This is a genomic window from Marinobacterium sp. BA1, assembly GCF_041155135.1.
GTDB lineage: Bacteria > Pseudomonadota > Gammaproteobacteria > Pseudomonadales > Balneatricaceae > Marinobacterium > Marinobacterium iners.
The window spans coordinates 2,143,831-2,158,476 of record NZ_BAAFHC010000001.1 but is presented as its reverse complement, the minus strand read 5'-3'; the positions used below and the strand labels follow the sequence as shown (position 1 = coordinate 2,158,476).

General features: G+C 56.6%; 11 protein-coding genes. All 11 read right to left on the bottom strand.

Annotated elements, in window-relative coordinates; translation table 11 throughout:
- Positions 1-33: 33 nt before the first annotated feature.
- Positions 34-1,890 (bottom strand): SLC13 family permease, encoded by a 1,857-nt coding sequence (locus ACAM29_RS10455; protein WP_369624079.1) that lies wholly within the window; start codon positions 1,888-1,890, stop codon positions 34-36.
- A complete protein-coding gene (locus ACAM29_RS10450; RefSeq protein WP_369624078.1) occupies positions 1,887-4,019 on the bottom strand; it encodes a mechanosensitive ion channel domain-containing protein in 2,133 nt (710 codons plus the stop codon). The genes ACAM29_RS10455 and ACAM29_RS10450 overlap by 4 nt, the downstream gene beginning before the upstream one ends.
- An 86-nt stretch (positions 4,020-4,105) precedes the next feature.
- Positions 4,106-5,035: an exopolyphosphatase gene (locus ACAM29_RS10445; protein ID WP_369624077.1), complete on the bottom strand. Its 930-nt coding sequence runs from the start codon at positions 5,033-5,035 to the stop codon at positions 4,106-4,108.
- 117 nt (positions 5,036-5,152) lie between these two features.
- Entirely contained in the window at positions 5,153-6,031 is an 879-nt protein-coding gene (locus ACAM29_RS10440; RefSeq protein WP_369624076.1) for a DMT family transporter, read from the bottom strand.
- 96 nt (positions 6,032-6,127) lie between these two features.
- Entirely contained in the window at positions 6,128-6,868 is a 741-nt protein-coding gene (locus tag ACAM29_RS10435) for a LuxR C-terminal-related transcriptional regulator (protein ID WP_369624075.1), read from the bottom strand.
- A gap of 196 nt (positions 6,869-7,064) precedes the next feature.
- Complete coding sequence (locus ACAM29_RS10430) at positions 7,065-8,003, bottom strand: p-hydroxyphenylacetate 3-hydroxylase reductase component (RefSeq protein ID WP_091828002.1); 939 nt, start codon at positions 8,001-8,003, stop codon at positions 7,065-7,067.
- Between the two features lie 144 nt (positions 8,004-8,147).
- Positions 8,148-9,317 carry a p-hydroxyphenylacetate 3-hydroxylase oxygenase component gene (locus tag ACAM29_RS10425; RefSeq protein WP_091828001.1) on the bottom strand — a complete coding sequence of 390 codons (1,170 nt, stop codon included), beginning with the start codon at positions 9,315-9,317 and terminating at the stop codon, positions 8,148-8,150.
- A gap of 251 nt (positions 9,318-9,568) precedes the next feature.
- Positions 9,569-10,753: a Bcr/CflA family multidrug efflux MFS transporter gene (locus ACAM29_RS10420; protein ID WP_091828000.1), complete on the bottom strand. Its 1,185-nt coding sequence runs from the start codon at positions 10,751-10,753 to the stop codon at positions 9,569-9,571.
- 151 nt (positions 10,754-10,904) lie between these two features.
- Positions 10,905-11,831, bottom strand: a complete 927-nt coding sequence (gene hpaD, locus ACAM29_RS10415; protein WP_369624074.1) for a 3,4-dihydroxyphenylacetate 2,3-dioxygenase — start codon at positions 11,829-11,831, stop codon at positions 10,905-10,907.
- Between the two features lie 100 nt (positions 11,832-11,931).
- A complete protein-coding gene (locus ACAM29_RS10410; RefSeq protein ID WP_091828014.1) occupies positions 11,932-13,119 on the bottom strand; it encodes a multidrug effflux MFS transporter in 1,188 nt (395 codons plus the stop codon).
- A gap of 57 nt (positions 13,120-13,176) precedes the next feature.
- Positions 13,177-14,607 carry an aldehyde dehydrogenase family protein gene (locus ACAM29_RS10405; protein WP_369624073.1) on the bottom strand — a complete coding sequence of 477 codons (1,431 nt, stop codon included), beginning with the start codon at positions 14,605-14,607 and terminating at the stop codon, positions 13,177-13,179.
- Positions 14,608-14,646: the final 39 nt, after the last annotated feature.

Genomic DNA, 14,646 nt, shown 5'->3' with positions numbered 1-14,646 from the left:
CCGATTATGAAACAGGCTTAGCAAGGATAAACACTACAACGGCCAAACCAGCAGAAGCAGCGGGATGCTGATTGCACAAACCAGCAGCGACACAGGTAGCCCAAGGCGCCAGTAGTCGCCAAATCGAAAACCACCCGGCCCGAGGATCAGAGTATTGTTCTGGTGGCCGATAGGTGTCAGGAACGCACAGGACGCTCCAATGGCTACTGCCATCAACAGGGCATCCGCGTTTACACCAAGCGACGCGGCGGTACCCAGTGCGATGGGACACATGGCCGCTGCAGTGGCCGCGTTGTTAACAACACTTGAAATGAGCATGGTGACGATCAGGATAAGCCCCAGGGCTGCAGGGCCGCTTCCTTGGGCTACGTGCTGAATCAGCACGTCGGCAATCAGCGTGGCAGTACCGGTACTTTCCATTACGGCAGCCACCGGCATCAACGCTCCGAGCAGAATAATGACGGGCCAGTCGATGGCGTCATACACGGACCGAAGGGGAAGGGTGCGCAGCGCCATTGATGCCAGTACGCCAGCGGCAAAGGCAACGGCTGTTGGCAGCAGTGAAAAGGCAGCGCAAGCGACAGCAATCAGCATGATCAGCGTTGCAGCCAGGGCCTTGTTGCGATCGGGTATGCGCAGCTCGCGCTCGGCCAGCGGAATACAGCCGTTATCGGCAGCGAATTCGGACAGTGCCTCTTCAGAGCCCTGCATCAAGAGTAAGTCGCCCGGTTTCAGCTTGAGCGTACGCAGGCGAGCCTTGGAGCGGGACCCTTCGCGGGATACGGCCAGCAGGTTCAGACCGTACCGGGTGCGCAGCAGGATGTCGCGGGCGGAGCGTCCCTGCAGCGGTGATTCCGTTCTGACCACCAGTTCCATCAGGATCATGCCATCGCCATTGCTGTCAGATTCCTTGTCCTTTTCCTTGTCTTTATCCGTCTCCTTATCTTCCTGCTCTGAGGCGCTTTCTGTCTGGAGGGATGTGTCATCATCGGCCGATGAGGCCTTGGCCTCTTCAAGCTGTAGTCCCAACGCGCTGATGACACCCGCAAGGGATTCTACATCCGCTTCAATCACCAGAATGTCATTCGCACGAATGCGACGACCGGAGGACGGAGCGTTGACACGAACCTCATTTCGGATCAGTCCAATGATCTGTGCATCCGCCTCGTCCAGTTCGGCTTCGGCCTCGCGCAGGTGCAGGCCAGCCAGTTTGCTGTCTTCCGGCACACGTGCCTCGGTGATATAGGCCCCCGTATCGAAGCCTTCAGTACCGGGCTGCTTGCGAGCGGGTACCAGGCGCCAGCCGGGCACGGCAATAAACAGAACGCAGAACAGGGCGACGGATAATCCAACGGCTGTGAAGTCAAACATGCCAAACCCGCTACCGATGCTTTCGCTGCGAAAGCCGGACACGATCAGGTTTGGCGGTGTGCCGATCAATGTGGTCATGCCGCCCAGAATGGTGCCAAACGCCAGTGGCATGAGGACCTGACCGGGCGTAAGGTCCAGTCGCACCGAAAGCTGCATGGCTACAGGCATCAACAGCGCCATGGCTCCGACATTGTTCATGAATCCGGACAGAAAGGCACCCAGCCCGGTCAGGGCGGCCAGACTGAGGGTGGTACCAGCCTTTTTGGGCAAGACATGACGGGTCAGAATATCCACCGCACCGGACACCTGAAGGGCCCGGCTGAGCACCAGCACACAGGCCACGGTCACGACGGCCGGGTGAGCAAAGCCCGTAAATGCATCCTGAGCTTCTATCAGGCCCGTGAGGACACAGGCCAGAAGTGCAGCGCCAGCCACCATGTCATGCCGCCAGCGTCCCCAGATGAACATCCCCATGGTCGCAACCAGGATACCGACGATCAGCAGCTGATCCTGTGTCATCCGCTGACCCCGCGGTTACTGCCGGGAGCCTCAAGTCGCAGGCTGGCAGCGGGTGCTGAACCATCCTTTTCATGTCCGAAAAAGACTGTGGTATGCGGGAAGGGAATTTCAATGCCGGCGTTGTCGAAATGGATTTTGACCAGTCGATTATAGGCACGGCCAACGGAGAATTGGTCGCCCGGCGTGGTTTTGATCCGAACACGGATATTGACTGAACTGTCGGCCAGTGCGGTCACGCCGGAAATTTCGATCGGCTCCAGAATCTTGTTTTTGTTTTCTTCATCGGCCGCCAGTTCTTCAAACGCGTTTTGCAGATGGATGATGGCTTCATCAATGCTCTCGCGGTACGCGATGCCATAGATGCCAACGTGGTAACCAAAGTCGCGCATGTAGTTTGATACGGTATCAACGCTGGAGAAGGGTATCAGGTGGTAGGTGCCATTAAGGTCACGGATGCCCACCGAGCGAATGCTGAGGCGTTCGGCCACCCCGGTAATGCCCCCTACGGTCACGATATCACCGGTATTCATGGCATTTTCCAGCTGGATGAAAATGCCGGTGATAATGTCCTGAACCAGTTTTTGAGAGCCAAAACCGATGGCAAGACCCAGTACGCCGGCACCGGCAATCAACGGACCAATATTGATACCGACCTCCGACAGCACCACCATGCCTGTCATCGTGATCAGTGCAATTGCGGCCGCATTGCGGAACAGGGCCAGCAGTGTTTTGATGCGGGGCGAGGGCTCACCAGTGCCGGTTTCGGGGTTCAGCTTGTGCTCAATCACGCTGGCAAGGATAACCCAGGCTGCAAAGGCGACGGTGAGAATGACGGCAATCGCGATGATTTTGCCAACCAGCATGCGGCCGGTATCCGATACAAACCAGTCGCTGATATTGAATGCGCCCCATGCCCCCAGGATCAGCATAGCGACGAAAACAAACAGAACTGCCCTCAGGAAGTAGAGTGCATTGGGCAGATAGCTGTTGATGCGTGACTCAAGCATTGGCAGTTTGTGCTTCAGTTCGTCGGATAGGGTGAGTCGACGGCCCAGTGTCTGGCCGAGAAGAGTTGAAAGCAGCAGGCCCGCCACGATGGCAGCAATACTCTGAATGGTTGCCAGCAGTACAAAGGGCAGAGCATCTTCCGGTCGGGTGAATGTAAGTATCAGTACCAGTGAAAAGTAGGCAATTGCCAGCAAGTGCCAGCTGCGCGACAGCATTTTCAACAAGACCTGGGCAATACCACCTTCCGTATTGTTCGCTCGCAATTCAATTATCATGCGCAGGCGACTGCGGTGCTTCAATACCACGGTTGTTGCATAGGCATATGCCAACAGCGTGATCAGGGTACCGACTGCTTCGCCCAGCGTTTTGGACAGGTACAGGTTGATCAACGGTACCAGTGTCATCAGGCCATAGCCCACCAGGCTGATCAGCTTGCCGATCCAGCGGTTCCAGAAGCGCGCTTCGTTGGCGTCAATGGCCAGCAAGCGCAGCCCCTGATGTTCGGATTGAAGCAGCATGCGAATACCCGCTTTCAGGCCTTCGATGATCAGAAACGCGTTCAAAAACAGGGAGGCTCGAGTGGTCAGCTCACCGCTTTCACCAATCAGGAATGTACCGATAAGGCTGCCGCTGACATAGGCCAATACCACCAGCAGCAGATCCAGTACCGTTGCAAGGGCGACACAAAACACCAGTCGCAGAACGGGTGTGGGCCTTTCACCCGCTTCAGTCCAACGGCTGAATACAGTGAACAGAGGACGCGAAAGCCGCTTGAGTAAAAAGAACATTATCAGAGTGGCGAGTACTACCATGCCCAGGTTAAGGGCTGCATCGGTAAAGGCGGTAGAGTCGAAACCGGGATCGGTCAGATCTCCAGACAGCAGGTTCCGGGCTGTTGAGGCCAGGTTTACGATCTGCTCTCCGACATCGTGCGCGATACTGCTGCTCAGCTGCGCCAGTCGACGTGGCAGAGACAGGGAAGCTTCTGCATCGGTTTCGGCTGTGAGATCGTTTATCTGCGCCGAGTCTGATACGGGGTCGCTATCGACGGGTTCGGCCAAGGCCAGGGGTGTAAATACAAGGCTAAGAAGAATTAGCAGGAGTCGCAGGGCTGGGGTCAATTAGGGCCTCCGTTCATAGCTTGACGCAGGCTCAGATTAGCACAACGCCGGCAGAGGGAGAATCTGCCGGCGTTGTCTGATCAGGCTTAGCCGTCAGCGTTGATGCGAGTGATCAGTTCATTCAGGACCGATTCGGCGCGGTCATTCTCAACCTGACAGGTACCGGCTGCATGATGACCTCCACCGCCATATTGCAGCATCAGCTCGCCCACATTGGTGTTTGAACTGCGATCAAAAATGGATTTGCCGGTGGCAAACACGGTGTTCTGCTGCTTCAGCCCCCACAGCACATGGATGGAAATATTGCACTGCGGATACAGGGCGTAAATCATGAAACGGTTGCCCGCCCAGATCTGCTCTTCGTGTCGCAGATCAAGTACCACAAGATTGTCATGTACGGTAGCGCAGCGCTGAATCTGCTCCTTGAACTTCGCTTCTTGCTCAAAGTACAGCTCAACCCGTTCCTTCACGTCCGGCAGGTCAAGGATCTCCTCAATACTGTGGTTCTTGCAGTAGTCGATCAGATCCATCATCAGGGCATAGTTGGAGATGCGGAATTCGCGGAAGCGCCCAAGGCCGGTACGGGCGTCCATCAGGAAGTTGAGCAGCACCCATCCTTCTGCGTTAAGCACCTCATCCTGAGTGAACTGGGCCGAGTCGCCCTTGTCCACAGCGTCCATCATTTCGTCCCACTCAACGGGGAAGGCGTCATGACCACCGTAGTATTTCCATACCACGCGCGCAGCTGAAGGTGCGTCAGGGTCGATGATGTGATTGTCCACCTTCTCGTTGCGAATTGTTTCCGACAGATGGTGGTCAAAGGCCAGGTTGACGCCCTTCACATAGGGCAGGTTGGTGGTAATGTCACGATCTGTGATATCCACCTTGCCATCCTGCATATCCTTGGGGTGAACGAACTTGATATCGTCGATCAGGTCCAGGTGCTTAAGCAGCACGGCACAGACAAGACCGTCGAAATCACTGCGGGTAACGAGGCGAAATTTTTCAGCGGACATCAGCAACAGCTCCCAGAATTAATTGACCGTATCTGGAAAGTAACACAGCCGTACGGGTGGCTGAAGCCTGAACCGCTTTGTAGGGCAGGAAAAAGCGTGCTTGTTGACCTGTAGCGACTATGTCTGAAGTGAACGGACCCAGCTGCGTAGAGCCGGCCAGCGATTGACCAGCATCGCAGTAAAGATGAGGGCGCAGCCACTGAGCTGAAGAGCGGTCATGGATTCGCCGAGCCAAAGCATGGCCAGCAGAGCTGTCCAGACAGGTTCCAGCGTCATGATGATGGCCGTATGACTGGGAGGTGCCAGGCTTTGAGCATGGGTTTGCACCAGAAAACGCAGGCTGGTTGCAATGAGTGTGCTTGCGATCAGCCAGCCCCAAATGCTGACAGACTGTTCAAAGTGCCATTCTTCCAGAAACAGTGATGCCACCGCGCTGATCAGGCCGGTGACCAGCAGTTGTACTGCGGTCAGCGGAAGTACCGGCATGCGTATGGCGGCGCGGCTGTTGAGAATAAACGTGAACGAAAAAAACAGGGCGGACAACAGAAACAGCACTTCTGCCAGACCAAGGTGAAACTCACTGTCCAGAGACAGGCAGGCAAGGCCCGCGATGACCAAAGGCAGTGACAGGAAAACATAGGGCCCGGAACGATCACCGAACAGCAGGCTGATCAAGGGCACCAGTACGACCCCAAGCCCGGTCAAAAAGGCACCGACCCCCACATGATTGGTCATCTCCAGAGCCACTATCCAGAAGCTCAGTGCCGTACCAAAAAAGACTCCCACCAGACAGGCACTTTTCCATTGCAGCCGGGTAAACAGGCGCATGGCCGACCAGCCAACAGCCGCCAGGATCAGACCTGCGCTGATAAATCGCAATGCCATGAACAGCAGCGGGGCAAGCCCCTGTACGGCCTCACGTGAGAAAATCCAGCCAGCCGCAGCAAGAATGGTGGTGAGCAGCAGCAACAGATCGGCTTTCTGATGGGTGGACAAAATATGCATCCCTTGCGTAGTCGGTGGGCAAAGCGTGTATGTTAGCAGAAAGTCTGAAACGGCACGTTTACAAGAAGAGAACTGACGCCGGCTGGCTCAGGTGCAGAGCGCAAACAGCTGTGCTCGGCTGGTAATACCCAGCTTTTCGTAGGCACGTTTGCGATAGGTGATTACGCTGCTGGCGGCAATATCCAGCTCGGCGGCAATTGCTTCGTTTTTCTTTCCGCGCAGGACCGCACGACACACCTGCTGTTCACGTTCTGACAGAAATGCCAGTGGTCCCTCAAGCCTCAAGCGTTCATTCAGCGCAAAGTGCTTGCAGATCAGTACGCTGATCAATGCGCCTACTCGACGAGTAAAGTCATGGTCATCAAAACGGCTGTCGAAACGAGAACTGCGGCGGTAAAGGTTGACATAATAGTTGCCGGCTTCAGTTCCCCGGATGATCGCCAACTTGTCCAGAAAACCCGGCGATTCAAAAAAGGCCTTGCGATAATGTAACCCCATATCACTGCTGACGGAGTCAAAGCGAACCACCTGTACCTCGCCCGGCGCGATGGTTTTCAGGATGCTGAAATTGGGATCCTGCAAGTAGTGACGTTCTTCCACATAGGCTTCGGCCAGCTGTCTGGCGGACGCTTCTCGCGCATAATCCTTGAACAGCAGAGTCGAGACCTGATGACCGTCTGCACAGTAGAACACCATACATTGTTCGGTACCGAACTCTTCATGCAGCCAGTCAAGAAAGACATCGTAAAAACTGTGAGTCCCCAGCTGTTCGAGTACCTGTAATACCTGGGAGGATGGGCTCCAGTCAGGTGTCATCTGCGATGGCATTCAGCTTTCCTGTGGCAAGTGCGAGTGGTTCTTATGCTTTGCTGAAGCTTAACCCAGAACGGGCACAGGCGGGAGAACATGATCAAAAGCCGGAGAGCGATTCGGCCACTGACTGCCGTCTAATCAGTCAGTGGCCGGCCCTCCGGCCCCCGGCGAGCTCGGGGGAACATGCCGGGGTGGAAACAGCGGGTTGTGCTTAGCGGCAGGCGAGACTGGTCAGAATCTTCTTGAAGGTTGCGATCTCGTCTTCGCTGAACTCACCGAACATTTTGTCCTGCTCCTGCTTGGACAGGGCCCAGAGGGCTTCGGCCTGCTCTTCACCGCTGGCCGTGATGTTGTAGCACTCGTCCGAGAAGCTCACCAGTCCCTTGCGCTGCAGGATTTCAGCCGCATTGTCGACCTCAACTTCAGGCATGTTGACCTCACGCAACAGCTCCTTGCGGCAGAGCTTTGGTGTTTCCTGAAGTACCATCAGCATGCGAGCTTCACTGGTGCGCAGACCCGTGGACAACTGCAGAGGCGCATAGTCGGCTTGATAGGTACGAATAGCCTGCACCATCAAGTAGTACAGATTGTCCTTGAAACGGGACTTGAGACGCTCGATGGCAGCTGGCTCATCCTCTTTCTTGGCCGGGAAGCGGGAGTGTGGCATGACCACAGAGTAGCTGCCCTGATGGTAAACCAGCGGAGCCCGGCCGTTGTCCTCAAAGGCTACAACTTTGCCTATCAAGATCCAGTGATCACCACCATCAACGGTTTCGTAGGCTTCGCACTGGAAACAGGCAGCAGTATCCGGCAGCAATGGTGCACCACCGAGACCGGCGTTGAAATCAGTGCCGGCAAATTTGTCTTCGCCGGGACGAGCAAAGTGGTTGGACAGGTCGATCTGATCTGCAGCGAGGATGTTAACAGCGAAGTGCGTCGCTTTCTCGAATATCTCGCAACTGCCGGAGCGCTTGTCGATGCTCCACAGAATCAGGGCCGGGTCCAAAGAAACGGAGTTGAAGCTGTTGGCGGTTACACCCGTTTTGACGCCGTCCGGGGTCTGCGCGGTAACAACGGTAATACCGGTGGCGAAGTTGCCCAGAGCACGACGAAAGGCTTTGGGATCGAATTCAGTGACTTGATTGCTCATAACAGCACCTGGGGTCGGGTTAACAACATTCTTATAGTAGACGAGCAACAGACAGCCCACCTGAGAAAAGGTGAGGTGTCCCCGTCAAAAGGGAAAAGGCGCCCGCCCGCATGAACAGGAGGGCGCCTCTGGATAATGCAGAGATCAGAGCAGTGAAGGATCCGGCTCAAGACCCAGCAGTTCACGACCGATGATCTGGGCGCAGACATCGTAGTCGGTGTAGGCGTGGGCCGCGGTCATGTTGGATTCGTGCCACAGACGCTGGCTCTCGCGATCCTGATACCAGTTGGACGCTCCCATCACTGCCCACAGACGGTTGACGGCTTCAACACACATCTTGATGGCATAAGCCTGGTTGGTACGCCAGTGCGCCAGCGTGTAACGGTCCGGGTATTCGTGACGCTCGCCATATTCCTTGTGCTCGTTCCAGGTCTTTTCCAGATAGGCGCGTGCGGCACATACCTGCTGATAAGATTCGGCGATGCGCAGAATCGGCGGAATGGACTCTTTCACCTGAGCGCCGGTGTAGGCACGGACACGGTTCTGGGTCAGTTCCTTGTACACATCGATCATGCGCTCGGCGACACCCAGGCTCATGGCCGCGAAACCACAGGCAAAGTATGGGCGGTACGGGGTATGGAAAATTTTGCTGTCCGGGTACAGAGGACGACCAACGTGGCGGCCTTCCATCATGTCACGAGCGGCCTGGATGCGGTGTTCGGGAACGAAGACACCCTTGATGCTGGCGGTTTTGGTGCCGCTGCCCTGCATGCCAACAGAATACCAGTCATCAATGATGGTGAACTCGCTCTTGGGGATGACCGCAAAGCTGTACACTTTTTCACCGGCTTCGTCGAAGCGGTTGAAGCCGACGATAATCCAGTCTGCGTGGTCAACACCTGAACTCCACTTCATGTCACCGGTAAAGATGATGCCACCTTCGGTTTCTTCATGCTTACCGAACGGTGCGATGGAGCTGGACGCTACAGTGTCGGGGTTCTCGGCCCAGAACTCATCCTGTGCTTTTTTGGAGAACATCGCCATCTGATGGTTATGGGTGCACAGCAGGCTGTATGCCCATGCAGTAGAGCAGCAGGCGCCGGCCAGTGCTGCGATGCAATCAGTGAATTCAGGCAGAGACATTTCCAGGCCACCGTAGGCCTTGGGCAGGAACGCACGGTTCAGACCGATACCGTGCAGCATCTCAATGTTTTCCTGGGGTACCTGACGCAGCTCAATCGCTTTGGGAGCGTTGGCGCGAATGGCAGGGAGGATCTCCTTGAGTTTGTCGAGCATCGGATTCTGTTTGTTCATCTGGATCGTCTCTCTTCTAATAATGGAATCGGTTACATCGCAATTGGGTTTTCGAGTGGCTACCCGAACAACAACTTGATAATGATCCGTGAAGGATTGCAACGATTATGCGGAGTCAGGCCTGTGCAGGAAATGTAAAATTCTGGTTTATTATTGCACTTTTCTGTATTTAAGCTGGATTGCTGTTGTCTGCCTGGCCCTGGGCTATCGATCAAAAAGTAACCGACAGCCCAAGTATAGTTCAGCCAGGCTCAGGCTGCAGAACGACGGGTCAGGGCAAGAGCCGCCAGTGAGCCGCAGCCGGTCAGACCAATGATCAGCGCCATAGGCAAGGCTGTACCATCGTGCAGAGTACTGGCGATGGAGCTTGCCAGAGCCCCAAGACCGAACTGGCAGGCAACCGCCAGTCCGGCTGCGGCACCGGCCTGTTCCGGATAGCGCGACAGCAGGCTTGCCATGCAGTTGGCACCGAGTACACCGGTAACGCTGACAAAGCCCAGCAGTGCCACCACAATCAGGGGCAGGCCGCCGATCTCGGTAATACCAGCGAAGGTCAGCAAAAGTCCTGAAAAGGCTGCAAGAGAAGCGCCTGCGAGAAGCAGTTTCTGGGTGCCGAATCGTCCCACATAACGGGCATTCAAGCTCACCAATACGATGACGCCGCCGATGTTCAGGCTGAACAGCCAGGCATAGCTCTGCGGGCTGACACCAAAGTACTCGATGTATACAAACGGCGATGCCGTGATATAGGCGAACATGCCGGCAAAGGTCAGCGACATGCAGAGAATGTAGCCGATTGCCACCGGCTGCAGACCAATCCTGAGATAAGCCTGAAACACCGCCAGTACACTGGCGCGGCGTGAATCGCCGTGATGGGTTTCAGGAATTTTCCAGGCACTGGCCAGCAGTACAATTGCTGCGAAGATGAACAGCACGACAAACAGCGAGCGCCAGTCAGAGATCATGATCAGGTAGCCACCGACCAGTGGTGCAACCAAGGTTGCGATCATGGTGACCAGGTGCATCAGCGAAAGCACCCGGGCGGCCTCGTTCAGCGGGAACAGGTCACGCACAATGGCGCGGGCCAACACCGAGGCGGCAGCTGCACCCAATGCCTGCAGGAAGCGTGCAGCGATCAGCCACTCGGCACTGGTCGCCAGCATACAGCCGATACTGGCGACCAGATACAGTGTGATGCCGCCAAGGAGCAGGCGACGACGACCGTACTTGTCCGACAGCGGGCCGTAAAACAGCATGCCGATGAACAAACCGATCAGAAAGGCACTGATGGTCAGCTGGATACTGGATTCTGGGGCCTGCAGATCCTGTGCGATCAAAGGCAAACTGGGCAGGTACATGTCAATCGACAATGGGCCGAAAGCGACCAGTGCGGCCAGCAGTACGATCAGGCGTTGGGGGTTGGCTACCGATGACATCCGTGAGTCTCCCGGTCAGATGTTGGGTTGTTATGAGAAGATCTTACCACTGTGGATAATCTGTTTAATATATTAACAAAGAGTTGTGCGCTCAGTGCCCAAACGAAAACGGCCTGCAGGTGCAGGCCGTTGGAGTCGTTGTCATCGGGTATCAGATGCGGCTTGCACCCGGCGCAAAGGATTTGGTGACGGACGCCTGAGGCCCCGGAACCTTCTCACCAGTAACGGGAGACACCGGGAAAACTGCGTTGATCTGGCCGGTACCAGAGCTGCCGAAGTAGGGGGTCAGCACTTCTACTTTCTGGTCGTATTCAGACCAGCCCAGGGCACCCAGAAGCATGGCGGTGTCATGCATGAAACCTTCACCATGGCCTTTCACGGCATACTCGGGCAGCATTTCGCAGAAGTCTTCCCATTCACCGTTTTCCCACATCTCGACCACCTGGTGGTCCAGTCGCTCAAGGAACGGTGACCAGGTTTTGGTGGCAAAATCCGGTGCCTGACCGTTCTGAGCGAAACGGTGCGACAGGGAGCCGGACGCCAGAATGGCAACGGTACCGTCGTACTTTTCTTCAATTGCCTTGCGCATGGCCCAGCCCAGACGCGCACTGTCATTCAGGTAGTGCACGGTGCACATGGCAGATACCGAGATCACCTTGAAATGGCGATCCTGGTTCATGTAGCGCATCGGTACCAGGGTGCCGTACTCCGGGTCGAGGCTGGTGGAATCATGGGCCAGGGTTTCGACGCCCTGAACGTTACATTCCTCGGCCAGCAGGCGGCCCAGCTCCGGGTTACCATCGTATTCAAACTCCATGTTGGAGATGAAATGCGGCAGCTCGTTGCTGGTGTAGTTGCCGGCCCAATGCGCAGCACAGTTGATGTGGTAGTTTGCGTTTACCAGCCAGTGGGTATCGAACACGATGATGGTGTCAACGCCCAGCTCGCGGCAGCGGCGGCTGATTTCATGGTGTCCGTCGATGGCCGCCTGACGGAAGCCTTTCTGCGGACCGTCCAGTTCAGACAGATACATGGACGGTACATGGGTGATTTTTGCAGCTAATGCGAGTTTACCCATCGAATTTTCCTCTTTTGTTATCACCGGAACGGCGGGCCGTAATCCGGTCAGCATAGTCTTGGGTCATTGACCGATATAGTCTTGTGGGCGTCCCTGCGCATTATTGGGCAGCGTTGTCGTGTCGCCTGCGCCAGGCATTGTAATGTGCCAGCAATGCAACCACGGGTGCTGCCAGAATGCAGCAGAATACCAGTGTAGTGCCATAATCCAGCAGCATGGGGACAAGCTGGGCGATGACGGCACCTGTCAACAGCTGGATGAATCCCATCAGTCCTGATGCGGTTCCGGCCGAACTGTCACTGCTGCTGATGGCGGCCGACTGGGCATTCGGCTGGCTCAAGCCGCGGCCAAAAATAACCAGGGCCATGGGCAGGAACAGCCCTGCCAGGCTAAGCGCGTTTAGCAGTGAAAGGCCCAGCAGCAATGCCGCACCCAACAGCGACAGCAAGTTGCCGCACAGGACCATCTGGTCAACGCTGAACAGCTTAGCCAGCCGTGTTGACAGAAAACTGCCCGCCATGAAGGCCAGCGACACCGTCAAAAACCAGCTGCCAAACACGGCCGAGTTGCCGCCCAGCTGGTCTGTCACGATATAGGGGCTGCTGCCAACGAAGAGGTAGAATGCCGCTGCGATGGCCGTGGTGGATAACACGTAGCCCAGATACTGGCCTGATCCCAGTACCTCACCATACCGTTTCAGGATGCCTCCGAGATGCAGGCTGTCACTGCGGGCGCGACTGGTTTCCGGCAACATGCGCAGTGCGACCAGCCATACCAGGGCGCCCATGAACACGGACATATAGAATATTGAGTTCCATCCCGTCCAAAGGTTCAGGAAGCCCCCGATGGTGGGCGCAATGGCCTGCGCAATGGCAATGGCCATGACCACGTAGCCCATGCGCCCGGCTGCCCCCTCACGGCCATGCACATCCAAAATGATGGTGCGTGCCAGCGCCATGCATGTACTGCCACCCAACGCCTGCAGGACACGCCCTGCAATCAGCATCTCGACTCCATCTGCTGAAGCAGCCAACAGGCTGCCCAGCGTGTGTAGACCCAGACCTGCCAGCAGTACCGGACGACGGCCGAAATAGTCCGCCAGCGGTCCGGTGATCAACTGGCCAATGGCCAGTGTCAACAGGTAGCAGGTAAAGGTCAGCTGAATGGTGGCGATATCCGCATCCAGCGCAGCGGCTGCATCCGGCATTGCCGGCACGAATGCATTCAGGGCCAGTGGGCTGGCCATGGCGATCAGTGTCAGCAGGGCAACAGGTGGATTCGGTTTCACGATATCTCGGCCGGTCAGGCAACCGGTGCAGTCTTGCAGGACTGCACCGGACAGCACTTACTTGGGATCGCGGATTACCAGCAGGCGCAGCTCGGTCATGTCCTCGATCGCATAGCGAACGCCTTCACGACCCAGGCCGCTGTCCTTCACGCCGCCGTACGGCATGTGATCCACACGCCAGGACGGTACGTCACCGATCACCACGCCGCCGACTTCCAGCTCGTCCCAGGCTTTCTGGATCTTGTAGATATCGCGGGTGAAAATGCCAGCCTGCAGACCGAAGTCAGAGTTGTTGACCTCTTTCAGCGCGGCATCGAAGTCGGTGAATTTGGACAGGATTGCCACCGGGCCGAAGGCTTCCTGGGTGTTGACGTTCTGATCCGCATCCACGTTTTCAAGCAGGGTTGCCTGCAGCATGGCACCTTCGCGCTCACCGCCAGCCAGAATGGTGGCACCGGCTTCCTTCGCTTCCAGTACCCAGTTATGCAGACGGGTGGCTTCCTTCTCGGAGATCATCGGTCCGATGAAGGTGTTCTCGTCTTTCGGATCGCCGTGAACCAAGGCATTAACGGCCTTGGACAGCTTCTCGCGGACTTCATCGTAGTGTGCTTCGTGCACCATGATGCGCTGAACGCTGATGCAGCTCTGGCCAGACTGGTAGTAGGCGCCGAAAACGATACGGGCAACGGCATCGTCAAGATCAGTGCCTTCGTCAACGATGCAGGCCGCATTGCCGCCCAGCTCCAGTACTACCGGCTTTTTGCCGGCCTTGGCCTTCAGCTGCCAGCCCACGTCCGGAGAACCGGTAAAGCTGAGCAGTTTCAGGCGGTCGTCGGTGGTGAATAGGTCGGCACCGTCGCGGTGGCAGGGCAGAATGGAGAATGCGCCCTTGGGCAGATCGGTTTCGGCCAGTACTTCACCGATGATGATCGCACCGATCGGCGTCAGGCTGGCCGGCTTCAGGATGAACGGACAGCCCGCTGCGATCGCCGGAGCTACCTTGTGAGCCGCCAGGTTCAGCGGGAAGTTGAACGGTGAAATGAAAGAGCAGGCACCGATAGGGACGCGCTTCCACATGCCGGTGTAACCTTCGGCACGGGGGCTGATATCCATCGGTACCACTTCACCGCCGATGCGAACGGCTTCTTCAGCGGCAATGCGGAAGGTATCGATCAGGCGGGTGACTTCACCGCGGGCGTCCTTGATCGGCTTGCCAGCTTCGATGCAGAGGGCTACGGCCAGCTCTTCGGCACGCTCTTCAAAACGCTTCACGCAGTGGTTCAGGATGGCCTGACGCTTGTAGGCCGGTAGCTTGCGCATCGGCTCGGTGGCAGCGTCAGCCGCTGCGATAGCCTTGTCGATGGCAGCCGCATCAGCCATGGCGACACGGGTGGCCGCTTCGCCGGAGAATTTGTCATAAACTACCAGGTCCTGGTTCGGAGCAAGGGCTTCGTTGGCCAGGTAGTAGGGGTAGGATGTCTGCAGCATGGATGGGTCTCCGCCTGCTTATAGTGTTGGGTTATGAGT

What these genes read in the sequence shown, in the direction of transcription:
- ACAM29_RS10455 (WP_369624079.1), bottom strand. Translation starts at nt 1,890, where the DNA reads ATGACACAGGATCAGCTGCTGATCGTCGGTATCCTGGTTGCGACCATG.
- ACAM29_RS10445 (WP_369624077.1), bottom strand. Translation starts at nt 5,035, where the DNA reads ATGTCCGCTGAAAAATTTCGCCTCGTTACCCGCAGTGATTTCGACGGT.
- ACAM29_RS10435 (WP_369624075.1), bottom strand. Translation starts at nt 6,868, where the DNA reads ATGCCATCGCAGATGACACCTGACTGGAGCCCATCCTCCCAGGTATTA.
- ACAM29_RS10430 (WP_091828002.1), bottom strand. Translation starts at nt 8,003, where the DNA reads ATGAGCAATCAAGTCACTGAATTCGATCCCAAAGCCTTTCGTCGTGCT.
- ACAM29_RS10425 (WP_091828001.1), bottom strand. Translation starts at nt 9,317, where the DNA reads ATGAACAAACAGAATCCGATGCTCGACAAACTCAAGGAGATCCTCCCT.
- ACAM29_RS10420 (WP_091828000.1), bottom strand. Translation starts at nt 10,753, where the DNA reads ATGTCATCGGTAGCCAACCCCCAACGCCTGATCGTACTGCTGGCCGCA.
- hpaD (WP_369624074.1), bottom strand. Translation starts at nt 11,831, where the DNA reads ATGGGTAAACTCGCATTAGCTGCAAAAATCACCCATGTACCGTCCATG.
- ACAM29_RS10405 (WP_369624073.1), bottom strand. Translation starts at nt 14,607, where the DNA reads ATGCTGCAGACATCCTACCCCTACTACCTGGCCAACGAAGCCCTTGCT.